This is a genomic window from Nitrosomonas europaea (assembly GCF_900167395.1).
GTDB classification, from domain to species: Bacteria; Pseudomonadota; Gammaproteobacteria; order Burkholderiales; family Nitrosomonadaceae; genus Nitrosomonas; species Nitrosomonas europaea.
In genome coordinates this window covers 1-24,675 of sequence record NZ_FUWK01000040.1, presented here as the reverse complement: position 1 = coordinate 24,675, position 24,675 = coordinate 1, and the positions used below count along the sequence as shown (strand labels likewise).

Annotated in this window: 31 protein-coding genes, 2 pseudogenes and 1 riboswitch; of the genes and pseudogenes, 13 read left to right on the top strand and 20 right to left on the bottom strand. The window is 49.5% G+C overall.

The annotated features are described in order from the left end of the window. A partial coding sequence (locus tag B5D58_RS11175) for a transposase (RefSeq protein ID WP_143779580.1) occupies positions 1-292 on the top strand: 292 nt, incomplete at its 5' end. Between the two features lie 359 nt (positions 293-651). Here the strand turns inward: B5D58_RS11175 and B5D58_RS11170 are convergent. Further along, positions 652-948, bottom strand: coding sequence for a type II toxin-antitoxin system RelE family toxin (locus B5D58_RS11170; RefSeq protein WP_011112148.1), 297 nt, complete (start codon positions 946-948; stop codon positions 652-654). Beyond that, entirely contained in the window at positions 938-1,186 is a 249-nt protein-coding gene (locus B5D58_RS11165) for a type II toxin-antitoxin system Phd/YefM family antitoxin (RefSeq protein ID WP_011112147.1), read from the bottom strand. The genes B5D58_RS11170 and B5D58_RS11165 overlap by 11 nt, the downstream gene beginning before the upstream one ends. Before the next feature lie 593 nt (positions 1,187-1,779). On the opposite strand from B5D58_RS11165, the gene B5D58_RS11160 reads away from it, so the two are divergent. The 4 genes from B5D58_RS11160 (at position 1,780) to B5D58_RS11145 (ending at position 3,231) form a co-directional block, all read left to right on the top strand. Then, positions 1,780-2,034, top strand: coding sequence for a FitA-like ribbon-helix-helix domain-containing protein (locus tag B5D58_RS11160; protein ID WP_011112146.1), 255 nt, complete (start codon positions 1,780-1,782; stop codon positions 2,032-2,034). Beyond that, entirely contained in the window at positions 2,031-2,459 is a 429-nt protein-coding gene (locus B5D58_RS11155) for a type II toxin-antitoxin system VapC family toxin (RefSeq protein WP_011112145.1), read from the top strand. Before B5D58_RS11160 ends, B5D58_RS11155 begins: the two co-directional genes overlap by 4 nt. Before the next feature lie 206 nt (positions 2,460-2,665). Continuing rightward, positions 2,666-2,908 carry a CopG family ribbon-helix-helix protein gene (locus tag B5D58_RS11150; protein WP_011112144.1) on the top strand — a complete coding sequence of 81 codons (243 nt, stop codon included), beginning with the start codon at positions 2,666-2,668 and terminating at the stop codon, positions 2,906-2,908. Continuing rightward, a complete protein-coding gene (locus B5D58_RS11145; protein WP_011112143.1) occupies positions 2,893-3,231 on the top strand; it encodes a type II toxin-antitoxin system PemK/MazF family toxin in 339 nt (112 codons plus the stop codon). The genes B5D58_RS11150 and B5D58_RS11145 overlap by 16 nt, the downstream gene beginning before the upstream one ends. A 55-nt stretch (positions 3,232-3,286) precedes the next feature. Here the strand turns inward: B5D58_RS11145 and B5D58_RS13700 are convergent. Next, positions 3,287-3,449, bottom strand: a pseudogene (locus tag B5D58_RS13700) (transposase); the annotation flags it as partial. 165 nt (positions 3,450-3,614) lie between these two features. Between B5D58_RS13700 and B5D58_RS11140 the strand changes: the two are divergent. Then, positions 3,615-3,884, top strand: coding sequence for a type II toxin-antitoxin system Phd/YefM family antitoxin (locus tag B5D58_RS11140; RefSeq protein WP_041356785.1), 270 nt, complete (start codon positions 3,615-3,617; stop codon positions 3,882-3,884). Continuing rightward, the gene (locus B5D58_RS11135; protein WP_011112141.1) at positions 3,881-4,177 is read left to right on the top strand and encodes a type II toxin-antitoxin system RelE/ParE family toxin; all 297 of its coding nucleotides are present in this window, start codon (positions 3,881-3,883) and stop codon (positions 4,175-4,177) included. Before B5D58_RS11140 ends, B5D58_RS11135 begins: the two co-directional genes overlap by 4 nt. Before the next feature lie 452 nt (positions 4,178-4,629). Here B5D58_RS11135 and B5D58_RS11125 read toward each other — a convergent pair whose 3' ends face one another. Together B5D58_RS11125 and B5D58_RS11120 are read right to left on the bottom strand one after the other, a co-directional pair. Then, positions 4,630-5,283 carry a PEP-CTERM sorting domain-containing protein gene (locus B5D58_RS11125; RefSeq protein WP_143023769.1) on the bottom strand — a complete coding sequence of 218 codons (654 nt, stop codon included), beginning with the start codon at positions 5,281-5,283 and terminating at the stop codon, positions 4,630-4,632. A gap of 130 nt (positions 5,284-5,413) precedes the next feature. After that, positions 5,414-7,543 carry a S8 family serine peptidase gene (locus tag B5D58_RS11120; protein ID WP_011112138.1) on the bottom strand — a complete coding sequence of 710 codons (2,130 nt, stop codon included), beginning with the start codon at positions 7,541-7,543 and terminating at the stop codon, positions 5,414-5,416. Between the two features lie 78 nt (positions 7,544-7,621). Then, positions 7,622-7,704, bottom strand: a riboswitch (cyclic di-GMP riboswitch). Between the two features lie 184 nt (positions 7,705-7,888). Between B5D58_RS11120 and apaG the strand changes: the two genes are divergently transcribed. Continuing rightward, positions 7,889-8,272, top strand: coding sequence for a Co2+/Mg2+ efflux protein ApaG (gene apaG, locus B5D58_RS11115; protein ID WP_011112137.1), 384 nt, complete (start codon positions 7,889-7,891; stop codon positions 8,270-8,272). A gap of 10 nt (positions 8,273-8,282) precedes the next feature. Then, the gene (locus tag B5D58_RS11110; protein WP_011112136.1) at positions 8,283-9,029 is read left to right on the top strand and encodes an SAM-dependent methyltransferase; all 747 of its coding nucleotides are present in this window, start codon (positions 8,283-8,285) and stop codon (positions 9,027-9,029) included. 133 nt (positions 9,030-9,162) lie between these two features. Here the strand turns inward: B5D58_RS11110 and B5D58_RS11105 are convergent, their stop codons facing one another. Together B5D58_RS11105 and B5D58_RS11100 are read right to left on the bottom strand one after the other, a co-directional pair. Then, positions 9,163-10,578: a surface carbohydrate biosynthesis protein gene (locus B5D58_RS11105; protein ID WP_011112135.1), complete on the bottom strand. Its 1,416-nt coding sequence runs from the start codon at positions 10,576-10,578 to the stop codon at positions 9,163-9,165. 173 nt (positions 10,579-10,751) lie between these two features. Continuing rightward, positions 10,752-13,001: an N-acetylneuraminate synthase family protein gene (locus tag B5D58_RS11100; RefSeq protein WP_011112134.1), complete on the bottom strand. Its 2,250-nt coding sequence runs from the start codon at positions 12,999-13,001 to the stop codon at positions 10,752-10,754. 403 nt (positions 13,002-13,404) lie between these two features. Here B5D58_RS11100 and B5D58_RS11095 point away from each other — a divergent pair, with 403 nt between their 5' ends. Genes B5D58_RS11095 through B5D58_RS11085 form a run of 3 tightly spaced genes read left to right on the top strand, consistent with a single transcriptional unit; the run spans position 13,405 to position 15,952 of the window. Continuing rightward, entirely contained in the window at positions 13,405-14,121 is a 717-nt protein-coding gene (locus B5D58_RS11095) for an acylneuraminate cytidylyltransferase family protein (RefSeq protein WP_011112133.1), read from the top strand. Next, on the top strand, positions 14,118-15,119 hold the full coding sequence (locus tag B5D58_RS11090) for a Gfo/Idh/MocA family protein (protein WP_011112132.1): 1,002 nt from the start codon (positions 14,118-14,120) through the stop codon (positions 15,117-15,119). Before B5D58_RS11095 ends, B5D58_RS11090 begins: the two co-directional genes overlap by 4 nt. Next, on the top strand, positions 15,116-15,952 hold the full coding sequence (locus B5D58_RS11085) for an SDR family oxidoreductase (protein WP_011112131.1): 837 nt from the start codon (positions 15,116-15,118) through the stop codon (positions 15,950-15,952). Before B5D58_RS11090 ends, B5D58_RS11085 begins: the two co-directional genes overlap by 4 nt. A gap of 92 nt (positions 15,953-16,044) precedes the next feature. On the opposite strand, the gene B5D58_RS11080 is transcribed toward B5D58_RS11085, so the two are convergent. From B5D58_RS11080 to B5D58_RS13695, 13 genes are all read right to left on the bottom strand, one after another. Next, the gene (locus tag B5D58_RS11080) at positions 16,045-17,217 is read right to left on the bottom strand and encodes a phospholipase D-like domain-containing protein (protein ID WP_011112130.1); all 1,173 of its coding nucleotides are present in this window, start codon (positions 17,215-17,217) and stop codon (positions 16,045-16,047) included. Position 17,218: 1 nt separating this feature from the next. After that, complete coding sequence (locus B5D58_RS11075) at positions 17,219-18,532, bottom strand: hypothetical protein (protein WP_011112129.1); 1,314 nt, start codon at positions 18,530-18,532, stop codon at positions 17,219-17,221. Positions 18,533-18,826: 294 nt separating this feature from the next. Continuing rightward, entirely contained in the window at positions 18,827-19,519 is a 693-nt protein-coding gene (locus B5D58_RS11070) for a Dph6-related ATP pyrophosphatase (RefSeq protein WP_011112128.1), read from the bottom strand. Between the two features lie 56 nt (positions 19,520-19,575). Then, entirely contained in the window at positions 19,576-19,866 is a 291-nt protein-coding gene (locus B5D58_RS11065) for a type II toxin-antitoxin system RelE family toxin (RefSeq protein ID WP_011112127.1), read from the bottom strand. Continuing rightward, positions 19,856-20,107: a type II toxin-antitoxin system Phd/YefM family antitoxin gene (locus B5D58_RS11060; RefSeq protein ID WP_011112126.1), complete on the bottom strand. Its 252-nt coding sequence runs from the start codon at positions 20,105-20,107 to the stop codon at positions 19,856-19,858. Before B5D58_RS11060 ends, B5D58_RS11065 begins: the two co-directional genes overlap by 11 nt. A gap of 156 nt (positions 20,108-20,263) precedes the next feature. Continuing rightward, complete coding sequence (locus tag B5D58_RS11055) at positions 20,264-20,581, bottom strand: hypothetical protein (protein ID WP_011112125.1); 318 nt, start codon at positions 20,579-20,581, stop codon at positions 20,264-20,266. A 98-nt stretch (positions 20,582-20,679) separates the two neighbouring features. Continuing rightward, positions 20,680-21,183, bottom strand: coding sequence for a DNA-deoxyinosine glycosylase (locus B5D58_RS11050; protein WP_011112124.1), 504 nt, complete (start codon positions 21,181-21,183; stop codon positions 20,680-20,682). 87 nt (positions 21,184-21,270) lie between these two features. Next, positions 21,271-21,687 (bottom strand): YbhB/YbcL family Raf kinase inhibitor-like protein, encoded by a 417-nt coding sequence (locus B5D58_RS11045; RefSeq protein WP_011112123.1) that lies wholly within the window; start codon positions 21,685-21,687, stop codon positions 21,271-21,273. 76 nt (positions 21,688-21,763) lie between these two features. Next, a complete protein-coding gene (locus tag B5D58_RS11040; protein ID WP_074671328.1) occupies positions 21,764-22,204 on the bottom strand; it encodes a transposase in 441 nt (146 codons plus the stop codon). A gap of 34 nt (positions 22,205-22,238) precedes the next feature. Then, entirely contained in the window at positions 22,239-22,598 is a 360-nt protein-coding gene (locus B5D58_RS11035; protein WP_011112121.1) for an IS630 transposase-related protein, read from the bottom strand. Between the two features lie 13 nt (positions 22,599-22,611). Next, on the bottom strand, positions 22,612-23,136 hold the full coding sequence (locus B5D58_RS11030; protein ID WP_011112120.1) for a hypothetical protein: 525 nt from the start codon (positions 23,134-23,136) through the stop codon (positions 22,612-22,614). 22 nt (positions 23,137-23,158) lie between these two features. Next, complete coding sequence (locus B5D58_RS11025; protein ID WP_143023768.1) at positions 23,159-23,641, bottom strand: hypothetical protein; 483 nt, start codon at positions 23,639-23,641, stop codon at positions 23,159-23,161. 78 nt (positions 23,642-23,719) lie between these two features. Next, a complete protein-coding gene (locus B5D58_RS13695; RefSeq protein ID WP_143023767.1) occupies positions 23,720-24,022 on the bottom strand; it encodes a hypothetical protein in 303 nt (100 codons plus the stop codon). Between the two features lie 85 nt (positions 24,023-24,107). On the opposite strand from B5D58_RS13695, the pseudogene B5D58_RS11020 reads away from it, so the two are divergent. Further along, positions 24,108-24,675, top strand: a pseudogene (locus tag B5D58_RS11020) (IS5 family transposase); the annotation flags it as partial.

The following is a 24,675-nucleotide window of genomic DNA, read 5'->3' as shown; positions in this document are numbered from 1 at the left end:
TCTTGATCTGATCAGCGGGTTCAGGCCCTCGCATGTTCTGGCGGATAAAGGCTACGACAGCGATAATATTCTCGACGCCATTGCCTCCATGAAGGCCGTGCCTGTCATTCCACCGCGATCAAACCGCAAAATACGAAGAACGTATGATCGCGAAATCTATAAATGTAGAAATATCATTGAGCGCACATTCAACAAACTCAAGCATTGGCGCAGACTCTCAACCAGATATGACCGTAAAGCTATTTACTTCTCCGCCTTCATACATCTGGCTGCAGCAACTTTATGGCTTTAAATGTCGATTCGACCTAGGGACCGGACAGATAGGAAAGTGTCAGCAGCTAGCAAGGCGCTGCTACGGAAAATTTACTCGCTGCCGCTCCCAAATTTCCGCAGAGCACAGCGTTGGCTGCTTCAGGTTGACCGGTGAAATTTGAAAAGTATGATTAATTATCATGCCAATATTTTCAACGTGATCAGGGTCAGGTCGCGAATCAAGAAAATAGTCTAAACAGATCGGCAACAAGAGTAGCGAAGGCACTGGATTGCTTCATCCTTGCAGGATTTCGCAATGAACAGCGGTTGATAGTTGATAAATAACCGCTATTGCATCACACCTCACTTCGCTGTATGGCTTGATTCCAGCGTTATAGCTTAGGATTTGTCATGCAATCGTGATAAAGCTATATCGTAAATTTCATTGCGGTCGCGTTTGCCGATAGCGATGACAGTTACCGTAATAGTTTGATCTTCAACGGAGTATACGAGGCGGTATCCAGGTTGGCGCAATTTGATTTTGTATATGTTTTTGGCCCCAGGCAAAGCTGCTGAATGTACATGAGGATTTTCCAGTCGTTCTTTGAGTTTTTTCTTGAATTGCTCTTTGATGGTATGGCCGAGTTTTTCCCATTCTTTGAGTGCAGATTTTTTGAATTCCAGTTTATAGGTCATCGAGCGAGACCTTGACGCTGGGTTCGTCCATTCGTTCTTTCACGATTTTTAGCAGCTCGATATCATCGAGCAATTCCATCATTGCTTCATAGGCGGCGGCGGGTACGCAATAAAAGGCGGGTTCGTTGTGGTTTAGCACGGCGATTGGCATGCCTTTACCGCTGGCTACTACCTTCATCGGGTTGGCTTTGAGCTCGGATATGCTGGCTGCAATTTCAGTAAGTATTTTATTTGGCATGGCTTTGATCCAAAGAACAGGAATAGTAAAGACTAATTATGGTACTTTAAAATGGTCTCATAAAGCCATAACAATTAAGGTTATGTCGTGGTCGCCCTGAAGTTGAGCTGAAGGTCCGGTGTTTTCGCGGGGAAGCACTGGTGTCGGTACTCAGATCTGAATAACTGGGTAATTTCTGCGGTTACGCCATGTTTCTCCCGTTTCTCGGCCGAATGTGGCCGTGGCGCTGGTCAGCGCGTCTTTTGTCAGTGGACAGGTGTGCACAGTCATCTCTGTTGCCAGTTTCGTCATTTGTTGTCTGATTGCTGTTGGTGAAATACGCTGTCAAATCATCTGCATCGGTTCGCCGCAGTGTGGGCATAGGAACGTCGGCCTGGTAGTGGCGGACGGTTGTCGCGGTAATGGAAGCTGATCCGGCCGTTGCCGTTCTGATCACCAAAGCGTGATGAGGGTCAGGTTGCGAATCAAGAAAATAAGCCTAGCGTTAATGATAACCATGGTTTGTCTCCGTTTTCCCCGTCATTTTTCTTGTTTGACAGCTAAGACATCAATGCCGATAATGATAGCATTGATGTCAATCTGGGAGATTTCTTATGGCAACGTTGACCATTCGCAATGTGGACGATGTAACCAAACGGTTGCTGCGTATTCGTGCGGCGCAGCATGGGGTGTCAATGGAAGAGGAGGTGCGGCGAATCCTTCGGCAGGAGCTTTCTCGTGCTGGTAGTAGTCAATTCCCATTTGGCCAGCATTTGCTGAGTCGCTTTGCTGAGTCAACAAGCAAAGAGTTTGCTTTGCCCGCACGTCAGGTGCCGCGCACTCCGCCGAGTTGGGATGAGCCAATATGATTTTGCTCGATACCAATGTGCTTTCTGAATTTATGCGTCTGCAACCCGCTACTCAAGTGGTTGTTTGGCTGGACAGGCAGGCGCCCAATGAGATCTGGACAAACGCTGTTAGCCGTGCCGAAATCGAATTAGGCCTGGCACTGATGCCGGAGAGTAAGCGACAGAAAAGTTTAAGCCAGGCCGCCCGGACAATGTTCGATGAGGATTTTGCCGGGCGCTGCCTGCCATTTGATGAAATCGCGGCCAGTTACTATGGGCGTATCGTTTCTACACGGACCCGAATGGGTCGGCCCATCAGCGTGGAGGATGCTCAGATCGCTGCGATTGCGCTGGCATATCGAATGTTCTTATCTACGCGTAATACCGTTGATTTTGAGGACATTGCAGGTTTGAATGTAATTAATCCCTGGGAAACCGAAGCATAAATACCCTTTTTTATACCTGATCAAGCTGTTTTTAAGTTGACAAGTGTTATTGATTCCGGGTTTCGTGGAATTTATCTCTACCTGAGCGCTAATCACCGCTGTTTTTCGCAAGGTTGTAATAGAGGGCTAAACCGTTAGCTACTTCAGGTTGTACTGACAAAATTTAGAAGGTATGATCAATTGTCATACTAGAGTAAGGTGTCGTTATGAGTCAGACCAAAGTAGCTATCACAATCGAAGAAGAGGTGCTTGCCAGAGTGGATGCGCTGGTGAGGCAGCGTGTATTTGCTAACCGCAGCCGTGCGATCCAGGAGGCTGTGCAGGAAAAGCTGGAGCGCATGGATCGTAGCCGTCTGGCCGAGGAATGCGCAAAACTTGATCCTGCCTTTGAAAAGGCAATGGCAGACGAAGGTTTGTCTGAGGAGCTGGTTGCGTGGCCAAAATATTGAGGGGCGAGATCCGGTGGGCTAATCTCAATCCAACTGTTGGTCGAGAGCAATCAGGTGAGCGGCCGATTCTTGTCCTGAGTCAGGATATATTCAATGAGCGGTCCGGAACAGTCATTGCTATGGCGCTCACCAGTCAGGAACAGCGCGCCGGATTTCCGTTGACATACGAAATTCTGAAATCCAGCTTGCCTAAACGCTCCTGGGTAAAGATAAGTCAAATCCGTACACTTTCCACTGAACGCATTGGTAAGAAGATCGGGGCGATTGCTCCTGAAGAGCTTGCGCAGATTGTTGAAGGTTTAAATGAAATTATCGGCAGCTAGAAATAATAGGGGCCAGGCCGAGAATGAAGAAAATAAGATAACAAGTGTTATTGATTCTGGACCTGATCCTTTGATTTCTGATTTCCTCCTGCTCCGGGGTCAGCTTGCCGTTACCCCTGAATGCCTGTCCGTTGCTATCCTCCCGATACTCCCTGATCCAGTGCCAGACTGACAGCGTCCAGTTTGAACTCTTTTGAATACTGCTTCCTTGTGATCATCTCCTGACCTCCAGTTAAAAATATTATCTCTTGACTGCAGTGTACAGATCTATTGAACCACATCATTCCGAACCGATGACGCGGGCTGCATACCCTCAATTATGTCTTTTTACAAGTTATGTTAATAGGTGCTATAAACTGGTCTAAATCATTTTGGAGGCAGTCATGACAATCAAATTCTCTGAAGATGTAATTCCCCTTGCAGATTTAAAAGTCAATCCTGGTCGCGTTGTAAGCCGAGTTAAAGAAACTCGCAGACCTGTTCTTTTAACCAGTCGTGGCCGAGGTGTGGCTGTAGTGCAAGACCTCGATGAATATGAAAAGAGCCAGGAAGAGCTGGCTTTTGTCAAAGCGGTTGCCCAAGGTCTTATGGACATCAAAGAGGGCAATACCATGTCATTGTCTGAGGCGAAAAAGCGTTTAGGCATCGAATGAAAGTCAGCATTTCCAATTCTGCTTTTAATGACCTGGAAACCATGATCAGTTATTACACTGCAGAAGGTGTTCCTGATGTTGGTTTCAAATTTGCCCAAGAAATAATCGAGCATATTCAGATTTTGGCCGACCATCCGGATATGGGCAGAATAGTGCCTGAATTCCAACTCCCCCATATCCGGGAAATTATCTTTGCTCCTTTCAGGGTGGTTTATCTGAGGGAAAAAGGCGCGATAAAAGTAATTCGTGTTTGGCGCAGTGAGCGACCGCTTGTTTTACCAACTGAAACATAACAATTAAGGTTATGTCGTTCGCGAAGTGAACCACGGTATGGCCCGTTTGTTGAACCGGCTCGGCTCGGGGTTCTCTGGAAGCAGCGTTTTGTGATCTGTGCTGAAGTTGAGCTGAAGGTTCGGAAAGCGCTGGTGCCGGTACCGAGTGTAACAAGCGTTGATTCTGACTGACTCTTTGACCTCGATTTGGCCTGTAATCCATTCTGGATCGCCAATATGTCTCGCGATGACGGGTTGGATGTCTTTACGAACGCTGCGGGCATGAAGCATTGGTAAAAATACCGGGTTGCCGTGTCGGTCTGGAGCCTTCCCGCAATAATAGATGGGTATGCGGATGTCTTTATAAAACGGGATGAAAGGCTGAATAAAACTAAAAGTATAAAAGAAAAGCGCCGGTTTCCCGGCGCCTGAGTCTTTGTTTCACTTATGGTTATTTTGTTATCTGTTTCTGATTAGACCAGTTTACGGCGGCGGCTCAACCCCAGTCCCAGTAACCCGGCCCCAAACAGCAACATGCTGGCCGGTTCAGGAATCTCTCCCGGTACTTCAGGATCTTCACCACCAATACCCTGTGTACCAACATAGTGGCTCAAACGCCCGATATTACAGCTATTGGGGCTTCCATTAAGACCACAATTGCCTCCTGTCAGGTAATTTACCTGATCATTTGACCATACAAGTTTATCCAACTCACCTATGTTTTTGAAAACATAATGACTATGTAAGGTTGAGTTCCCGGGGACGCCCAATTTCAACATAAAATATCCCGGTGTGTCTGGAGCAACATCAATGAACCAGGAATCAAGTCCATTGGACATTACATTGAAGCTCGAATCATTATCGTTGATTTTGAAATCCAGTGTCAGGGTATTATCGCCTGTTATACTTCTGATAAATGCAAGCTCTGTACCATCACCAGAGTTACCCAATTTGGCAGAGCCCACTAACTCATCAATCACATTGGCGTGAGCCGCAGATACGCCCAACATCAAAGCTGCAGCAGATGCCGCCAACATTCCCTTGATTACTTGTTTTTTCATATTTTCCTTCGCTGGCTTATTATAATAATAACTATACCTATTGATAGGAAGCACAAAACGTGCCAATATATTATATTGTTGTTTATAAACATCTTTATACGCTATAAGCCTGGCTTCAATATAACACTGTCAATTTTCCCGACAAAAAAACGCCCTGTGGAAACAGGGCGTTTGAGAATGGAGATGAAGAAGTTTACTAATTTCTTACCGTGACTGTTCTGCTGGTGGCATCCCCTTTGGCATTGAATGCTTCTGCCGTGACGGTGATATTACTATTTTTGGGGATCGCACTGGTATTCCAGCGATAACTCAACGAGTTACCGTTAGCAGCGGCGATAATGCCGCCATTGATTTTCAGGTTGATTTTGCGGGTGTTCCTGTCGGCAGTTACCCTGATATTCTGGTTACGGCTGACGTTCTGCCCATCCCTGAGGTTGAATGAGTTGATTTGCGGCAGTGGTTCGGTATTTGTAGTAGTGCCGGTATTTTTTACACTGACAGCTACCGGAGAGGAAGCACCTTGGTTGCCGGCAGCATCAAAGGCATACGCTACCAGCGTATAGTTGCCATCTGCCAGTGATTTGGTATCCCAGACAAAACTGGAGCCGGTACCTTCCATCACTTTTTTACCATTGACGTGTAGCTCCGTGCGTACCACTCCAATGTTGTCGGAAGAATTGACATTGACTGGCACACTGCCTAAGACGACGGCTCCACCGGCAGGGGAGGTAATGCTGATCGTCGGCGGGGTGGTATCGGCCACAGTATTTTTTACCGTGACATTCACAGTGGAAGAAGTGCCCTGGTTGCCGGCGGCATCGAAGGCATATGCGACCAGCGTATAGCTGCCGTTAGCCAGTGTCGTGGTATCCCAGGCGAAGGCGAAAGGTGGTTGAGTATCTTCGATTGTTTTGCGGCCGTTGACGTACAGATCCACCCGCACCACGCCCTTGTTGTCGGAATAATTGACATCTACCGGAACGCTGCCAGAGACTGTTCCACCAGTGGGGGAAGCAATGCTGATCAGCGGTGCCGTTCTGTCTACGCTGATGCGTGCGTGGGCAGCATTGACCGCACTGGCGGCATTGATACGGCCATGGCCGTAATATTGGTCATATCCGGCGTTGCCAAGGTCTTGCGCAGTAGCGGTCAGCATCTGGTCGATATCCGTCGGAGCAAGATCCGGGTTGATGGAAAACAGCAATGCAGCAGCTGCCGCTACGATCGGGCTGGAGAAGGATGTGCCGGAGACATAGCCGTAACCACCACCGCGTATCGTGGTATAGATGCTCACACCGGGGGCTGCCACATCGACATAAGGCCCGTAGCTGGACCAGCTGGCACGGGCATCTTTGCTGTCCGTAGCTGAAGCAACGATGATGGCGTTACTGGCGGGAAAATTGTTCAATCCACCGGAATTACCTGCGGACATGACTACCACTCCACCCTTGCTGCGCATGTAATTGGCAGCTGACTGGACAGTCAGGCTTTCTGCACCGCCGTAGCTGATATTGGCTATTCTGGCGCCGTTGTCTGCCGCCCAGCGGATACCTTTGGCCATGTCGCTCAAGTATGCACGGCCATCCGGCATGGAAATACGCACCGGCAGAATGCGTGCATTCCAGGCCAATCCGGAACTGCCGGCACCGTTATTGGCGACTGCGGCTGCCGTGCCGGCCACTTTGGTACCGTGGCCGTAGATATCACTGGTATCGGTATTATTGTCATACGCATTCCAGCCGGGAAGCATGTTGGCGGCCAGATCAGGGTGAGTGCCATCCACACCGGTATCCAGAATCGCGATGGTGATACCGTCACCGGTCGCAATATCCCAGGCGGCAGGCGCCTGAATTTTAGGCAGTGCCCAACTGTTGCCAAAAGCGGGGTCAGTGACGACTTGAGCAGGTTCAACCAGCCTGTCCAGCTCTACCGCCTTGAAGCGCCGGTCTTTCTTGAGTTTGTCCAATACTTTGACTTCATCCACGCCATCGGGCAGTTCGTAGACGTGAGCATTCAGTCCGTTGAGCCTGCGTCTGGATTTCACGCCATATGGTTTGGTGGCTTTATCGAATTCCATCGCAGTCAAACCGGCACGGGGAATGACCAGCAAGCGGCCTTTCGCCCAGCGGGATGAAACAGTTTTACCAGCAGATTCCGATCTGGCAGCTGCCCGGGTTTCTTTGCTCGAATTGGCGTAGCCGCTGCCGGAAAAGGCGATCAGCAGAATCAGGAGAAGTGGAAAGCTGAAAGAACGGTGAAAAACACTGGCAATACCATCATGAAAAGTAGAGTGAAAGAGTGAGCAAACTGGTTTTGCATTTGCCATGCACGGCTCCTTGAGAAGATGGGTTATAGAAAGCCGACTCATCAGCACGCATGCCCGAATGGAAAATCGGATGCGAACTTCGGCAGTCCCGCTTTCCTGATCATGGATCAGGACCGGAAACTTTGCGCCCCTGCCTTACGACAGATTAGCCTTTGTCGGTTACAGCATGATGCTGGTATGGATACGGCAGGATTGTTCTGAATCTTTACGGCACTGGTTTCGAGTAACTCACGTGATTCGAGATCTCAGAAAATTCTGGTACAGGTTTCCCCTTTGGCTGATACAGCGCAGCTCTGATATGACGGCTGCTTGCTGTCACTCTTAAAATAGTGTGGAATATGGCATATGGAAAACGAACGAAAATATAGCATCAAGGTGGAAGTACGCACAATTTATTTACCAGATCAGTCTGATCCCGAGGCGGAGCGGTACGTGTTTGCTTATACCATTACGATCAACAATACCGGCAGTGTGGCTTCACAACTGGTGAGCCGCCACTGGATCATCACCAGCGGGGATGGCGTTACGCGTGAAGTGCGCGGGCTGGGCGTAGTCGGCGAGCAACCCTTGCTCAAACCCGGTGAAACCTTTGAATATACCAGCGGAACCGCGATTTCATCGATTGCCGGTTCGATGAAGGGCTCCTATCAGATGGTGGCTGAAGACGGTTTTCATTTTTCGGTGGAAATTCCTGAATTCATCCTGAGCGTGCCGCGCGTGCTGCACTGATCTGCAGAACATGCCTCCAGATGCCACGCTCCACGGCACCCTGTACCTGATCCCGACTCCCCTGGGTGAAGGCGATCTCGCCCGGATACTGCCGGCTGAAGTCCGGCAGCAAGTCAGCCTGCTGGAGCGTTTTATCGTCGAACATCCCAAAACAGCTCGCCATTTCCTCAAGCAGATAAATCCGCTGCGGGCGATACAAACTCTCAAGTTGGAAGTGCTGGATGAACATACCCCTGCAGGTGAAGTTGAGGCACTGTTGGCGCCACTGCTCGCCGGAGAGGATGTCGGCTTGCTTTCCGAAGCGGGTTGTCCGGCAATTGCCGACCCCGGAGGCGCACTCGTCCGGATGGCACATCAAAAGAAAATCCGGGTGGTGCCATTCGTCGGCCCTTCTTCGATTTTGCTGGCATTGATGGCTTCCGGGCTGAATGGTCAGCGTTTCCATTTCCATGGCTATCTGCCGGTTGCATCGGACATACGAAATAAAGAGATTGCCCGATTGGAACAAACATCCATCACAGCAGATGAAACCCAGATCTTCATCGAAACCCCCTACCGCAACCAGAAACTGCTGGAAGCGCTGGTACAGCAATGCCATACGGAAACAGATTTATGTGTAGCCTGCAACCTGACCCAGGCAGATGAATACGTATCAACAAAATCGATTGGCGAGTGGCGTGCAGGCAACTGGCCTGATCTGCAAAAAAAGCCGACCGTCTTTCTGCTGCACGGACAGAAGCAATCGAGAAAATTTTGAGCCAGAAGCCGGTGCGAGCTATGCTTTCGTTTCGATTATTGCGCAGTTGCGCCATGCTCACTTCATCATCGCGAGTCACGCAGTGACGCGGCGATCCAGAAACCCTGCACTCAACTGCTTTGCCACGGGTTATTCAGAGTGAACTGTTTATTCTGAACAGATGGCGTGAATGCTGTTTTACTTTGATGGAATCGAAGCGATTCAGCAGGTTGCCAAATCGTGCAATTTTCTGTTCGATCTGTTCAACCGGGATTTCAGGAAAACGGTGATCGTGGTAAGACAACCGATTCGGTCCGGGGCGGCGCATATTTAGCTGGGTCAGCGTGGCTTTGAGGTTTGCAAGCGCCCATCCCGCCAGATACACCGGGGTAGCCCTTGCCGGTGGTTGGGACTGGCTGTAGCCACTTTCTTCCAGAACATCGACGATACGTTCACATGCGAGGCGATCGTTCTGTGCCGCCAGATAGTAATCGATGAGTGTCTTGCGTTCTTCACCTCCCGGAGCGCCCAGATCACCGTTCAGAATTCGGGACAGGGTATCCTGGAGCTCACTGAAATTGAATGACTGATAACTCAGCCGGGTAGGCAGGCCTTGGAAATCGTAGTCGTAATATTCATTGAAGGTTGCAAGATAGGAAATGGCCGGAACTCCCAGGGCATAGGCTTCCAGGCCAGTGGTGCAGCCGTTGTGCACCATGGTTTTCGAAGCCAGAAGCCAGGGGATGACGTTGCCTTCATTCGTGACTTTTACGCGCTGGCATCGAGCAGCGATATCGTGATAAACCTGAAAATTTTCACTTGGATGAGGCCGTACCACGATCGTGACATCCGGGAATACCTGCTCCAGCGCCGGGATGAGCTGCCTGAAATCTTCCAGTATGGCTTTCTTGTGGTGCCACAGGCCTTCGGCAAATTCTTCGCTCATACCGATCCCGGCCTGTCCGCGCCGGGATTTTTTATCTCCATCCTTTGCCGGAATGAACAGGCCGATATTGGGGATGAAAGGATTGACGTCGGTGAAATTGGTATTGATCAGAATGAAATCACCGTAAAGATTGCGTAGACGTTCTACTTCTGCTGCAAAATAGGCGCGCATTTCCGGTCGCAGGATATCTCCACGTGGATTTCCGGTCAGGTGAACAGGTAAATTCTCCGGAAACTGCGGATAGTGCTGAAGCAGATCGACGTTTTCCTGACCCCAGGCAAAAATATGGGAAACATTCCTGATCGTAGTGGGAGAGAGTCGCAATGTGTAATAGGTATCAGCCGGCGGGTGAACCAGCGCTTCCTCTTCCCAGGCAACGATTTCGTGCCCGAGCATCCGAATGATCCTGAACATGGAATTACTCAGGCTGCGCATGCTTTTTGCCAGATAGATGCCGCGTGGTAGTGATGCGATTTCAAAATGAACGAAGGCACGTGAGCCGATGATCACCGGAAACCCGCGCTCAGCCGCTACGCAAGCCAGCAGGAGCTTTGCATCCAGCTCACGTACCTGGTTCTCGACAGGAATGATCAGGGTTGAAGCAGAAGTAGCAGTAGCAGCCATGTTCGGTCAGATCGGAATAGGTTGGCAGTAAGAAGCGCGGGAAACCAGCAGGCGATTTACTCGGGGAATTGCGTCATTATTAAATATTCGAGAGTCAAAGGGAACAATTATTGCCAGTCCTGAACCCGCGTTGAATTGAACTGGCTGCCTCGTCGACGTTTTTCAGAGGTTTCCTAGAGGCTCGTTTTCTCCAGAAATGCCAATGCCGACCAGAATCCTTCTCCCTTGTTTTTGTGACCCTGCCAGATTTCAGGTATGAACTGTACTCCGCGAGCAAATTGGTTCAACTGATCACGCAGCAAGGTGAAATCCACGTCACCATGGCCGATCTGAACTCCTTCACCATCTACTCCCTTGGCATCGACTATATGCAGATGGATGGTATAAGGCAGCACCTTTTGGAGAAATGTATTGAAATCCCACTGGTAATAGTTGCAGGCCATCATGGAATGTGAAATATCAAGGCAGATACGATGGCCGGTTTTATCGCAGAATGCCGCGATTTCATCCGGGTCGACAAACAGGTTATGGTGGCTCTGCCCCCCAAAGTGCCAGGGAAAAGGGGGCATGGTCTGAATAGCCAGTTGAACAGTACTCAAGTCGATTTCATCCAGTGCTTTGGCTACTTTGTCATAAAGTTTCGTACGTGCTTCAACCGGCAGGAAATTCTGTGGCGTCCAGCCTCCGGCATTGAGTACCAGTACCGGTTTCGGTGTCGCCGGGAAATACTGGCGCAACTCGGCGGCTACAGCCACCGTGCGTTTCAATTCGGCAATGGAATGCGCCTGATAATCCGCATCATGGCTTGCCAGATCGAGAATATGGTCACCAGCGAACAGCTCCGGGCTGTGCACGGCATAACCGATCGACAGCGGATCAGAGAAATAGTCAGACAGCTTTACGTCCAGATCGTGGTAGCTCAGATGAAACTCGACAAAGTCGATTTTCATTCCCTCGATCAGCGCGCGATAATCGTGATAGCGTGCCGGGATCCCGTAAGGGCGTGAAAAGACATAGTGCTGTTTTTTGACTGATTTCGGGGTGATATCCGTTTCAAAGAAGAAATCTCCGGCCTTGAAATCGCGCTGTGCTACCTTACCTGCCAGCTCATCGATACGATTGGGTTGCAGACCCTGCCCGGGGCTTTTCACTGTGATCATACTGCGCCTGATAAGCTGCCCTTGCGAAAGATCGCAATTGATTACCAGGCTTTTGGCCAGATTTTCACGATTGATCATTTCCCCTTGTGTGAGTGAGCGCTCACCGCCTTGTCCCAGGGCTTCCTCGATGTTACGAATCTGCCGCACCATTTCTGCAAATTCTTCCGGCAGCAGGCTGACTTTGTGGTCGTTGCCTTCCATACTGCGATCGACAGTGAAATGTTTTTCCACGATGCGGGCTCCAAGGGCAACGGCAGCCAAAGGTACTGAGAATCCACGTTCGTGACCGGAATATCCTACTACGGTACCTCCCAGTTGTTTCAAGTGCGGCAGGTAATTGAGGTTTACATCCTTGAAGGGAGCAGGGTAGGTCGAGTTACAGTGCAGCAAGGCAAAAGGAGCGCCCAGCCGGCGCAATAAATCTACTGAACCTTTGATTTCTGCTTCTGAACTCATTCCGGTGGAGCAGAGCAATGGTTTGCCCGTTTTCGCCAGAGTCTCCAGCATTTCGTAGTTGGTGAAATCAGCCGAAGCCACTTTAAAGGCTTCCAGTCCGTATTCATCCAGTACATGGGCACTTACCAGATCCCAAGGCGTGCATAGGGGCAAAATATCCTGCTGCCTGCAGTAATCGAATACCTGACAAAGTTCGTCATGGTTCAGCTGGAATTTATTGAGCAGATCCAGCGTGTATTGTGATCCGAGGTCATAACCCGCTTCCGCATTCCTGCCTTGATTTGAATACAGGGAGGAGAGATCCCGCATCTGGAATTTGACACAATCCGCTCCAGCTTCCACTGCCAGATTCACCAGTTCTTTCGCAAGGCCGATATCGCCGTTGTGGTTGTTACCGACCTCGGCGATGATGAATGCGGGATTCTGGTCGGCAATCAGGAAATCTCCGATCTGAAGTCCTGTGGCTGATTTTCGCGCCAGGGCGACAAAACGTCCCTGTTCGTCGATCAGTGGAATGATGTCGCGTTTGTGATCAAAATAATCGGCAATCTGATGTTGAGATTCGGTAACCGGCCGCGCAATGAAATTACGGTTCATCACGTGATCGACCGGCAGATTCAGATTGAATTCGGTTGCCTGAGTCATCCAGCGCCGTACATCGCCATCACTGACCGCTCCGATCAATACCCCGTTATCCTGTACGACGAAAACGATGCGGGACTGGTTGTCATTGATGCGTTTCAGAGCATCGAGGATACTGTCTCCGGAAAAAACCAGATGATCCTTGATCTTTTTTTCAATGCGCATGCTGCAATCCTGTTTGATGGAGGTAATTATTGCCGGGTGTGTATGACAGGAATATAAAAATTCATACCCTGGAATGTGTCAATGTTGTCTAGGGTCGGTGTGGCGCGCTTATCGCTTATGAATGTGCCCATGCCTTATACCATTGTTTCGTTGCCTCGGCGGATGTTTTGCTCATGTCCTGATTGCGGTAATCCTGGTTTGAATAAGCGTGCTGAACTGTAAACAGTTTGCAGGGTTTATGTGCATCCGGCGTGCTTAAACAGTAGAATTGTCTGTCATTTTTACCATGTGCCGGCCGGAAGAGCTGGTGACCGGTTTGCAAAATGCTGATTTGCAGAATCGCCAGAATTTGACTTTACTCGCATATTGTTTGTTTGGAATCTGATTAGATAAACCCCGGCCAATGTTGATTTATTCTCTCATCCCCGCGCGGGGAGGGTCAAAAGGCGTGCCGCATAAAAATATCCGGTTGTTATGTGGCAAGCCGCTGATTACCCATTCAATTGAAATTTCGCTCAAATCGCCTTCCATTCAGAAAACGTTTGTCAGCACCGATTCGGAGAAAATTGCAGAGGTAGCGAGAAATGCCGGTGCAGAAGTGCCTTTTCTGAGGCCGGCTGATCTGGCACAGGACGATACGCGCGATCTGCCGGTGTTCCTGCATTTTCTGGGCTGGCTGGAACAAAACCATGTGCCTCTTCCTGATGCCATTTTTCAGTTCCGTCCTACCTCTCCTGCGCGCAGGGTTGAAAAAATAGAGGAAGCGGTCGAACTTCTGAAAAAGCATCCGGATGCCGATTCCGTGCGTGGAGTGACCGAGCCGGCGCAGAACCCTTACAAGATGTGGACCATCGATGACAATGGTTTCCTGCGGGCTCTGCTGAATATTCCCGGTGTTCCGGAACCTTTTAATGAGCCCAGACAAAGTTTGCCTGCGGTCTACTGGCAGGTCGGTTATCTGGATCTGATACGTACCCGGACGATTCTGGAAAAAAAATCCCTCACGGGTATTCGCATACTGCCCCTGAAGATCGAGGGTAGAGATTCGATCGATATCGATGATGAATTTTCGTTTCAACTGGCTGAGTTTCTGATGGAAAAACGGGGAGTCACCCTTTGAAGATTTCAGCTTTGAAGGCTGTGGTAGTTGGACTGGGCTCCATCGGAGTCAGGCATCTCAATAATTTGCATGCACTCGGGATTCGGGAATTGGGCGCAGTGCGTACCCGCAATCTGCCGCCTCCCGCACAGATCATCCCGAAAGATGTACAGCTGTTTCAGAGCCTCGATCAGGCACTCAAACAAAACTTTGATCTGGTGGTGGTGGCCAATCCGACTTCATTACACCTGAAAACGCTTATCGAAGCGCTCAAGGCAGGGTGTCATGTCTATGTGGAAAAACCTGTCGCACATGAAAAACGGCATTTGTCCGAGTTGATGCGCTGTGTGGATCCGCACGGGCCTCGCGTGCTGGTTGGTTGTCAGCTCAGAATGCATCCGGGATTACGGAAAATAGAAGAATGGATACAGCAGGGCAGACTGGGAAAAATCTATTCCGTACAGGTCGATCTGGGCGAGTATCTGCCTGACTGGCATCCGTGGGAGGATTATCGGCAGAGTTATGCGGCACGGGCTGATCAGGGAGGCGGTGTCATACTCACACTGATCCATGAACTGGATTATCTGCACTGGCTTTTCGGCAAACCCAGGAGTGTCTTTGCCATCGGGGGGCATCGAACCTCATTGGAAGTCACGGCAGAAGATACAGCGCTCATTTCATTCGAAACGGAGCAGGGGATCTGTGTTCAGCTCCGTATGGATTACTGGCGCAAACCACCGGTTCGGCATATGAATATCGTTGCTGAAAAGGCTATCGTCGATTGGGATTATCCTGCGCGCCTCACTACACTGCAGCAGAATGGGCATCTCCTGGAGGAAGTCATCCTGGCACCTTCCTGGGATCGGAATGAACTTTTTCTGTCCATGATGAAGGAGTTCATCGAAGGTATTCCCGGCGGATCGATTCCGCGAGTCACTTTGCAGGAGGGTATCGATGTGCTGAATACGGCGCTTGCAGCCAAACAATCTCTTCAAACCGGACGGCAGGTCAGATTATGAACCAACCCTATAAAGGAACGCCCTTTGATCTCAGCGGGCGGGCCGTTCTCATCAGCGGTGCAACGGGCCTTCTCGGTACGGAATTCGCTCTTGCAGCTGCTTCAGCCGGTGCGGACCTGATACTGGGTGATCTGGATGGTAACCGGCTGGAGCTATTGAAAAATGAAATAATTGCTTCCCATCCGGATGTACACGTCCTGATTCAGGTGCTGGATGTGACTCGTGCGGATTCATGCCAATCCATCGCACAATTATGTGAAGATCGGTTTGGCCGGATCGATGGGGTCGTTCACAGTGCCGCGATCGATCCGAAATTTGAGCAAGGCTCTGATACTTCCCGCTTTTCAAAATTTACTGAATTTCCCCTGGCGCTTTGGCAGACTTCTCTGGATGTCAATCTGACGGGTGCATTCCAGCTCGCACAGGCCACCTGCAGAATAATGGAGAAATCCGGCAGGGGATCCGTCGTTTTCCTTGGATCCAATTACGGCCTCGTGGGGCCGGATCAACGTATCTACAAAAAAGCCGGGCAGGAAGCGCAGACCTATAAACCAGCGGTGTATTCGGTGTGTAAGGCAGGGTTGCTGGGACTCACCAAATTTCTGGCCGCCTATTACATGAATACATCCATTCGTACCAATCTGCTCACGCCCAGCGGTGTCTGGAATAAACACGATTCCGAGTTTACCGGTCACTATTCGTCACGAACTATTCTGGGGCGTATGTCAGAAAAAGAGGAGTACCGGGGAGCCATCCTCTTTCTGCTTTCGGATGCATCCAGTTATATGACAGGTGCAAATCTGGTCATCGATGGGGGATGGACAGCGTTGTAGGTGTTCTTCTGCGTGTCCATTTCAGTCAAAAGAAGATTTTATTTTATTATCTGCAGGAATTCTGGTACCAGAGCCGGTAAAGATTTCCCTGATCAGTTGCTTTCGTTCTTCAGCATATCCCAACAGCGTGCAAGGGACTCGAAAATGACAGGGTTACTGGAAATTGCCGCGATTTCATGATTCAGCCAGAATGAGGGTTTGGTCCAGTTGAAGCTTCCGAAGATCGACCAGGCACGATTGTCCTCTTCGATCAGTACAAATTTGAGATGCATGGGTAGAGAGCCGGAAGGCCGGATGCGCCTGAACCGGATTCCGGCGTTGGCCAGACGCTGTTCCACCCTGGGTGTGACACGCCTGAGGGTGGATTCGGCCAGTATTTCCAGATCGACCCCGCGTCTTGCAAGACTGATCATGATGTCGACTGCACTTTCCATCCGGATGTGCGAGGCCGCGATGCGGACACGTGCGCTGCTGCCGGTTTTGCGCAAAAATTGTACGATAGGATGTGTATCTGTCCGTGGCCAGAAATAGATATCGGTATCTGTACCATGGATAGCATTGTTCGTATCGGTGGTGAACCGGTAGAAAAGCCCGGGGGGTGACTGGTGCAGCTGTCTTGCATGTTCTGCCAGTTTCTCGACCAGTACCGGATCCTTGAGACCGATCAGGGCGTTGTAGCCGCGATCCTGGTCACCAATCTCCCGGATGATCTCGGGATCATCTTCCGGGCCGTTGCCTGATGGATTGAAGGAGCCGATGAAGGCAACAGGTTCGGGGTGCGAGAAACAGTAGAGTTTTTCGTGTAGCTGGGGTTTCCATGATTTTGTTGCGGGTGACGGTACACCGGGGAGGGTAACGATGCGCAATGCATCACCCAGCCCGTCAGGCCCTGAGAGCAAAGCGATCACCGCATCATTGGCGTATGGAATACGCGGTCTGCCTTCGAGGGTCAGCGTAATGCGCACACCTCGTTTGTGCGCCTGGACGAGTGCTTTGGCAAGACAGAGGTCGCGGAAATAATAGGTTACCCAGTCGATAGTGCCTCCAGCAGGTACGGCTGCGATCCGTTCTGCCAAGGTATTGCGCAGGTGACCGGGTGTCTGACCGGGGCTGCCAAAATGAACTTCCGGAGGTGGAGTCTTCCTCATTTGTGAAAAACCGGTATCCCATTCAATGAAACCTGCATAACGGTACAAGCGCGTAATGGGGTGGATCGGTTGCCGGCCGGTGCAAATCAGACAGGCATTTGCTTTGTCGGAGGCCATATTATTCAGGAGTATTCGTGTTATTGGCCTGATCCGGTTTCTTGCGCATTGTCTGCTCTTCCAGGAGAGCGACATAACGCGGGAGGACATCAGCGCCGCCGACATGCAGCATTTCTTCGATGAAGCGCTGACGATGCGCCTCCACATAATAGGAATCGTATCCCGCGGTTAAAAATCTGTCGATCATTGTGTACACATCATCCCGGCATTTCAGTTCTGTTTCCGGCATGAAGTGAGCCAGAGCAGACCGGCCGGCGTGGAGATAATCGGCTGCCATCACCGGTTTTTTTGCCTTGACAGCCTCAAACACCACTGAAGTAGCCAGATCGATGATGATATCGGCCCAATTCATCAGAGAAATCGAATGCTCGCTGTCTTCTGCCACACGTACGTTTGCAAGCTGGCGCAGAGAGGCGCTGCCAGTCAGCGGTTGTCTCCAGCCTCCCCGTGTATGGGGCTTGATCACCAGTTCCACTCCCGGAAATGTGGCGATCATGCCAATGATTTCACCGACTTCTTCCCAGAATGTGGTGAATTCGCTTTTTCTCAGGAACATGACGATTCTGAGGCGGGTGTCCTGGTTGGTTTTTAACCGGGGGGCTGGTGACAGTGTGGCAAGTTTATCCAGCCATTCGTCGCAGTAGCGTGGTGAACCCAGAACGGCAATCGCCTCGTTGCTCAGAAATGGCCGGAAACGGGTTGCACACAATTCGTTGGGAACTACGAGTTTGTCGAATATTCTTGCAGCCGAGTACAAGGCATCCGGCTTCAGAACCCATTCATGATGGCGTATCAGCTGACTGGCGTGAGGGCTGTCACCATGCGGCAGAGATACCGCGCCGAGGCCCATGGTTCTTGCCATCGTTACGATGATTTCAACCCACTCGATCGGGACAGGCGAATCGCTGGTGATCCAGTCGAACACAACTACTCCACCTTCATTCCCATCGCTGAAGCCATGCTCCAGCAACCGTCCGGCAGTGCTTTGCCAGACTGCTGTACGTTTTTGAGCATCATATTTTCGGGCCAACTTCTCGATAAGTTTGCCAATCAGAAAAAGGCGCTTCACGCTTCTGTTCAGGAGAAGTGTCTGCAGGCGCCATTGCATAAACTTCAGCGGGGATAGCAAACGCCGGATAGGGGCGACTCGAACGCGGTCGAGCGTGCTCAGGAACTTGATGCGATAATCCTTGAGAAATTTGGGACGGCCCAGCAGAACTACGAGACTTTCATGACCAGATTCTGACCATTTTGAAATTACCGGCGTGATGTGATCGATATCGTTGTAATGGCGCAGAAAAAATAAAGCTTTCATAGTAAGAATGATTGTGGCTGTTGGCGCTGGCGTGGTTCAGTTCCTTGGCCGGCAGGCGGGATTACCACCGGATTATTTGACAAGTAAATAGAGGCTGGAAATGGGATCATGCCTTAGCCAGACCTGATATGGCGTAAGCATACAATGAAGCCAGATCCGGAAAATTGCAGATTTTGCCAGCTTATGACGGTATTGCCAATTCTCAGGCGATGATCGGAGAGTATCCTGAATCTTGAAAAGGTATCGAAAACATTGAGAAATTCATTTGTGGTAATAGAGGAGGGTGAGCAAAAACTAATGGGTCGGCTCGGTGCTGGATGTGAGTGACAGCAGATCGGTGAATACAAAACCATCTCGATGGACAGTTTCTCCCAACACTACGTCTATCGGATTCTGAAACATGGGCCCATCGAATGAGAAGGTATGGAACTCACCATATTCACCGCAAGGATCAACGCTACCCGGAATATCATCTAAAAAAGATTCGTTGTACTCCCTGCCCGCGAAACTCTCCGGAATACGTTTCGGATCAATGCAGGTGATCACAGCCTTTAATCCACCGGCCACCATCTCCCGGGAGAGGGTTTTTGTTGGAATGCCCCAAAGCGGAAAAATGGGTGTTATCCCGGTTCCATTCAGACGATCTTCCCGATACTGACGCACATCTTCGAGCAGGAGATCGCCAAATGCAAAGCACTCAATGTTTTCCTTTCTGGCGGAATCAACAAACGCAGACATGGCGGATGCATATTCGTCATTGCTGCAAGGATAGGGAATCTCGATGATGTGTAGCGGCAGACCGGCACTTTCCGCTTGTTGCTGTAGCAGTGCCACCCTTACGCCATGCATGACAACACGATCAAACACTTTGTTGACTGTGCAAAATAACCCGATCACATCGACATGCGGATCTTGCCGCAGCACATGAAGCGCCCATGCACTGTCTTTGCCACTACTCCAGGAAAGAAAAGTTCTTCTGCGCAACATACCTATTGATATTGGAAATCTGGCTGACAGGAGCCGGATAGTGAGCGGGGCAAGCGTTAAGTTTTGGTTCTGTTGATTGCTTTATCGTAAATCTTATTATTTTCCCTTTTGCCTACAGCGATAACGAAAACAACGACTTCCTGATTATTGATTTCATAAACAAGCCGATAACCTGCAGAGCGGAGTTTGATTTTATAAGCGTTATCAAAACCACGTAGTTTATTAGGCTGAATATGAGGATTTTCCAGGCATTTTTTTAATTTGTTTTTAAATTGGGTTTTGATGCTGCTGTCCAGTTTATCCCACTCTTTTTTTGCACTTGGCAAAAATTTTAATTTATAAGTCATCAAGCGATACTTCAATTGCCAAATGTTTTTCCGCTTGCCTGGCCTTAACAATTTCGCCTAATTCATAATCTTCCAATTTCTCCATCAACAACTCGTATACCTCGGCTGGAACAAGGTAAGCGGTTGGCAGGTTATGGTTGAGAATAGCGATAGTTTCCCCTTCGGCTTTTCTTAACAAAGCTGTTGGATTTTTCTTTAATTCAGAGATGCTTGCGCTAAATGAAGCCAGTATTTGGTGCATAAATACTCCAATGAGGTCCAAATAAAGCGCTTATATTAGCATCTTATTTGGAGTATGCAAGACTGTGTGTGCGGTAACCAGATACCAGATAACACTCGAATTAAGTCACTTTGCGAGGCGGCATCAGCCTGGACGAATTGTCAGGCCGCAGCTTCATTACAGGGATGCGAGCTCCAGGATCTCCTGGCCCATGAGCACGCATTCGCTACCGAGCGGGTAGTAGATCAGCCGCATACGGTATTTACTTTTGTAAACTGTACCGTCAACTTCAAGCACCAGGAACTTCTGTTTCCTGTTGGCCGGGTTGCGGATAGATGGCAGAGCAATTGCTTTCGGATCGACGTGTGCACGGTCATCACCATCGACATGAAAGGAAAGGAGCTTTTGGGCCTGCAAAATGGCTTCTGATCCGCACTGTGGCAATGCCAGCGAAGGCAGTGGCAACAACAGTAAAAAAACGATCAAGAGGCGCATATCTTTTCTCCGGTTTATCGTAAAAAGTTGAAAAGGCGCTGCTTTATGGTGAAGTGTCCTGCTGAAATTCGCTGGAGCACGCCGACTCCAGTCGCGGATTAGGCGTTATGCTTAATGACACTCCACGCGCGGAGCTTATCGGCTCGCGGAATAGCAGCATTCGCCGGACTTGTGGAGGGAAGCTGCACATACTCGACTGTGGGAGCGTCTTGTAAGAACGGTTTGACATGTCGGGCATACAGTGCTGCTGCCTTCGCACCGTTAAAACACACCCGTCGGATGTCAGGACAGGCCGTGAAAAAGCGACCGAAATCGTTTGGCACGATCGTATGCGCTACGATATCAGCATCCAGACTGCTTTCGCGCGTACATGACTGCAGCACATCCCAGAGCGCAACGCCATGATCCTTTAGCGAAGATACGCGTAGAGGATATGCGCTTGTGGCATCGAAACCGAGAATCTCCGCAGTGATTCTCCAGAAGAGGTTTTGCGGGTGAGCATAATACTGCTGCTCACGAAGTGAAACTTTCCCGGGCATCGTGCCAAGAATCAATACCCATGAGCCTGGGCTTGCAATCGGAGGAAAACTACGGCAATGCATCGTTGCGGCGCTTAACGATTAGTTAACGGCGGATAAAGGCGTATTTTTGCTGTCCAGCGAACGAAAAGAGCGGTGTTGAGCGCATTGTTACGCATTTTTGACCTCGATAAACCATTTAGGCTGCATAGCGTCGAAATCCTGGCGGATATTGGAAGGCAGGTAGCTGGCTGAATCCAGCACGAACGATTGACCATCCATACGCTTGAACACAACCCAGTGCCAGAAAGCTTTGCCTTCTTCCTGATGATGCTTGATGGATAACAACGCCAGATCGGGTAATGCATCCCAGGATTCGAACGGAACTTCATCTTCGGAAGTTTCAACACCAGCACCAGACAGCATACGTCGGACGTATTGGGTATCCGACCACAGCGATTGATCCGAGGCATGGATGCCCATGGCGTTGGCTATGGTCTTCATCTCTGAATACGTTTTACCCAGAATATTGGCAACCGATGCGATTCCGCATCCGGTGACTTCTTCTTGTACTACTGGTTTGAACATTGGCTGATTCCTGTTGCATAACGGTTGAAGTCACCAGCGCACTTTCGCGTGTTTGGGTTGACTGAGATGTTATAGCCTACGTCACATAAAATGATTCGATCTTAAAGAGTTGCTCAACGGTTTGGTTTTGTTGTTTTCTGACTGCTTTGGTTTGTGCCCATTTGTGCTCAATGGGATTAAGGTCAGGTGAATACGCTGGCAGATATTCAAGCGTGTGCCCGCCTCGTGTGATTACATTTTGAATATCCTGTCTTTTACGGAAAGTTGCGTTATCCATGACCACAATCGATGCAGGTGGGAGTTTTGGCAACAGATCGTGTATCGTCCAGCCTAAAAAAGTATCTGCATCGATATTATTTTTGAATAATCCCACCGTCAGAAGACATTTGCCTATCAATGCACCGATGACATTGATACGGCCTCTCGCGTGCCAATTACACTTGCCGTGACACCGTTTACCAATGGGTGCATACCCATGTGTTCGTGGCATATCGTGAGCAAAACCACTTTCGTCAATATAGACGATAACGCGGTTTTGAGCTTGATACGCCTTAATCGTCTCCTGGAAGGTGTGCCGTTTGTCTTCGTCCGCTTTGGGGTGCTGCAGTGTTTTTTTTATAGCTGATGTGCATACGCCGCAGTGCGTGACCGATACCTTTTTCGCTTACACCCAGTCGACGAGCTCGTTCGGCCTGATAGGCGTCTGGAAATTCCCGTACATCATGGGCCAGCGCAGCCATGTCGATCTTCGTTGCCGGTTTGTTACGGCTCTCTTTAGGAACGGGATTTTTTATCCAGCGTGTTACGCTGGCAATCCCCACACAAAAACGAGCCGCCGTTTGCGCTATGGTGAGTCCTTCCTTCTCTCGAACAGATAAAACTTTGCGGCGAAATGAAATGGGATAAGTCATCTATAAATTATAATCAATTTATATGAGCTTCGCTATAGCTCTTCAGCTCTGGATGAAACAGCTTGTCCGCTTTTTTCGGAATGAATTCCTCCAGCTCATTGTAGCCACGCAGCATATTTGAGCACCAGATACGCCGGACTTGCTTCGTCCGGAGATAGTAGCTCTGCATAAGCCACGAATAACCAACTTCGACTACATCCGGCCATGGTATGACATGGTTTCCTCCAATTGGGCTTCGGTAGTAAATGTTGTCGTTGTCGTAAGCCAGAGAGACAAAAAATACCTGATAAGAGAAGAATGCAGCGGCGATGCATACCGCAAGAATTGCTTGGTCTGGATGAGCATGAGCTGCGGCATAAGCAATGAATAGAGAGCTTGGTATCAAAATGGCTGTAAAGATTCTAATCCCGAGGCCATAAATCAACAGCCTTCTTCCTCCTTCAGTTGCTGCAGGCTTGCGGCCAGAATAAGTAAGCAAATAAACCACCAAGCCGCCAACCAGGCCACTGAGAATCGGACGGAATGTATCGAAGTCCATTTGGGAGCACTAATGTCTGAATTTACCGATCGGGTGCGGCTTGCTGCGGCAGGTCCGGTGGAATGATAGGTTGGGTATTGCTTACCTCGCGTAGAGAGCTGCGTAGCGGCAGGAAACTGAGAAGATTGCTCCACGTGCCAACGGTCTTCCAGTCACCGCCACTTGGGGCTTGAAGCTCTGCTTTCACGCAGTGTTTGCCACGATAGTGCTCCAAGACACGATATTGGCTGGATAAAAAGCCAGTGACAGCTGAAATATATTCCTTTACGCGCGATGATTCTGTACACGGAAACCACTCCAGCCAGAAATTTCCGACTGAGAAATGAAGTTCATCGTTGTTTTGAAGTGCAAGCCAAACTTCGTAATTTAGTCCGGGTTGCACGGGTAAACGAATACTTAGTTCGACTGGTACGGTGGGTTCTTCTATCATTGTGAGAGAAGGAAAGCGAATAGCTATTTTGGCAATGGCCTTGCGTGCAATGATCAACTCGGGTGCTGTATTCATAATGCCTTCTAACGTAGAGCTAACCGGCGGTGCTTTAGTGCCGTCCATCGACCGAAGGGAGCGAGGTTTAGCGCCATGTCATGCTGCAATTTCTGTTCTCCTCTTTTTCAAGATTTTGCTATATGCAACTTTGTTAAAGGAAAATGGGCCAACTTCACTATATAGTTCAATAGTACCTTCGTAATTGTTTTCGAATGCAAAATTTGACCATATATAACTGTCTGCTTCTTCATCTATTCTTGCAGTTACAGCGCCACACCCAAGATCACCACACTCAGGACAAATATAAATAGGTACCCGTCCACTTTCAGGTTCGGGCAATTCTTTCGCTAATAGTTGCGCAATAGTGTGTTTTTCTATTTCGGGTTGCCCCCAGCCCAAACACCCAATTAAATCACTCGTTTCTAGATAGTGTAGTCATGAGATAAGAAATATGAGATCCTTTTAAGAAATTAAAGGGACTCGCATGACACATTCACATCGCAGGCATGATATTTCAGATAGGATATGGTCGCTACTTGAGGGGCATTTACCAGGCCGAGAAGGGGCATGGGGAGGGGTGGCCACAGATAATCGTCAGTTTATCAATGCTGTTTTCTGGATTATACGGACAGGAGCCCCATGGAGGGATTTACCGCCGGACTACGGGGGTTGGAGCAATACTCATCGCCGTTTCATTCGCTGGCGTGACAAAGGTATCTGGGAAAAATTGCTGGAAATCCTGATTGATGATCCAGATTATGAATGGCTGATAATGGATGCCAGTCACTGTAAAGTTCATCCACACGCCAGTGGAGCCAGAGGAGGTAATCAGGATATGAATCGGACAAAAGGGGGCTCAACACCAAGATACATCTGGCCGTGGATGCGCATGGTATGCCGGTCAGAATCCTTGTTACACAAGGTACCACTGCTGATTGCACGCAGGCTGGCCGCCTGATCGAAGGGATTGATGCAGATCATCTGCTGGCAGATCGTGGCTATGACAGTAATGCCATTGTTGAACAGGCGGAAAAACAGGGAATGGAAGCTGT

What these genes read in the sequence shown, in the direction of transcription:
- B5D58_RS11170 (WP_011112148.1), bottom strand. Translation starts at nt 948, where the DNA reads ATGACCTATAAACTGGAATTCAAAAAATCTGCACTCAAAGAATGGGAA.
- B5D58_RS11165 (WP_011112147.1), bottom strand. Translation starts at nt 1,186, where the DNA reads ATGCCAAATAAAATACTTACTGAAATTGCAGCCAGCATATCCGAGCTC.
- B5D58_RS11160 (WP_011112146.1), top strand. Translation starts at nt 1,780, where the DNA reads ATGGCAACGTTGACCATTCGCAATGTGGACGATGTAACCAAACGGTTG.
- B5D58_RS11155 (WP_011112145.1), top strand. Translation starts at nt 2,031, where the DNA reads ATGATTTTGCTCGATACCAATGTGCTTTCTGAATTTATGCGTCTGCAA.
- B5D58_RS11150 (WP_011112144.1), top strand. Translation starts at nt 2,666, where the DNA reads ATGAGTCAGACCAAAGTAGCTATCACAATCGAAGAAGAGGTGCTTGCC.
- B5D58_RS11140 (WP_041356785.1), top strand. Translation starts at nt 3,615, where the DNA reads ATGACAATCAAATTCTCTGAAGATGTAATTCCCCTTGCAGATTTAAAA.
- B5D58_RS11135 (WP_011112141.1), top strand. Translation starts at nt 3,881, where the DNA reads ATGAAAGTCAGCATTTCCAATTCTGCTTTTAATGACCTGGAAACCATG.
- B5D58_RS11120 (WP_011112138.1), bottom strand. Translation starts at nt 7,543, where the DNA reads ATGGCAAATGCAAAACCAGTTTGCTCACTCTTTCACTCTACTTTTCAT.
- apaG (WP_011112137.1), top strand. Translation starts at nt 7,889, where the DNA reads ATGGAAAACGAACGAAAATATAGCATCAAGGTGGAAGTACGCACAATT.
- B5D58_RS11110 (WP_011112136.1), top strand. Translation starts at nt 8,283, where the DNA reads ATGCCTCCAGATGCCACGCTCCACGGCACCCTGTACCTGATCCCGACT.
- B5D58_RS11105 (WP_011112135.1), bottom strand. Translation starts at nt 10,578, where the DNA reads ATGGCTGCTACTGCTACTTCTGCTTCAACCCTGATCATTCCTGTCGAG.
- B5D58_RS11100 (WP_011112134.1), bottom strand. Translation starts at nt 13,001, where the DNA reads ATGCGCATTGAAAAAAAGATCAAGGATCATCTGGTTTTTTCCGGAGAC.
- B5D58_RS11095 (WP_011112133.1), top strand. Translation starts at nt 13,405, where the DNA reads ATGTTGATTTATTCTCTCATCCCCGCGCGGGGAGGGTCAAAAGGCGTG.
- B5D58_RS11085 (WP_011112131.1), top strand. Translation starts at nt 15,116, where the DNA reads ATGAACCAACCCTATAAAGGAACGCCCTTTGATCTCAGCGGGCGGGCC.
- B5D58_RS11080 (WP_011112130.1), bottom strand. Translation starts at nt 17,217, where the DNA reads ATGGCCTCCGACAAAGCAAATGCCTGTCTGATTTGCACCGGCCGGCAA.
- B5D58_RS11075 (WP_011112129.1), bottom strand. Translation starts at nt 18,532, where the DNA reads ATGAAAGCTTTATTTTTTCTGCGCCATTACAACGATATCGATCACATC.
- B5D58_RS11070 (WP_011112128.1), bottom strand. Translation starts at nt 19,519, where the DNA reads ATGTTGCGCAGAAGAACTTTTCTTTCCTGGAGTAGTGGCAAAGACAGT.
- B5D58_RS11065 (WP_011112127.1), bottom strand. Translation starts at nt 19,866, where the DNA reads ATGACTTATAAATTAAAATTTTTGCCAAGTGCAAAAAAAGAGTGGGAT.
- B5D58_RS11060 (WP_011112126.1), bottom strand. Translation starts at nt 20,107, where the DNA reads ATGCACCAAATACTGGCTTCATTTAGCGCAAGCATCTCTGAATTAAAG.
- B5D58_RS11055 (WP_011112125.1), bottom strand. Translation starts at nt 20,581, where the DNA reads ATGCGCCTCTTGATCGTTTTTTTACTGTTGTTGCCACTGCCTTCGCTG.
- B5D58_RS11050 (WP_011112124.1), bottom strand. Translation starts at nt 21,183, where the DNA reads ATGCATTGCCGTAGTTTTCCTCCGATTGCAAGCCCAGGCTCATGGGTA.
- B5D58_RS11045 (WP_011112123.1), bottom strand. Translation starts at nt 21,687, where the DNA reads ATGTTCAAACCAGTAGTACAAGAAGAAGTCACCGGATGCGGAATCGCA.
- B5D58_RS11035 (WP_011112121.1), bottom strand. Translation starts at nt 22,598, where the DNA reads ATGACTTATCCCATTTCATTTCGCCGCAAAGTTTTATCTGTTCGAGAG.
- B5D58_RS11030 (WP_011112120.1), bottom strand. Translation starts at nt 23,136, where the DNA reads ATGGACTTCGATACATTCCGTCCGATTCTCAGTGGCCTGGTTGGCGGC.
- B5D58_RS11025 (WP_143023768.1), bottom strand. Translation starts at nt 23,641, where the DNA reads ATGAATACAGCACCCGAGTTGATCATTGCACGCAAGGCCATTGCCAAA.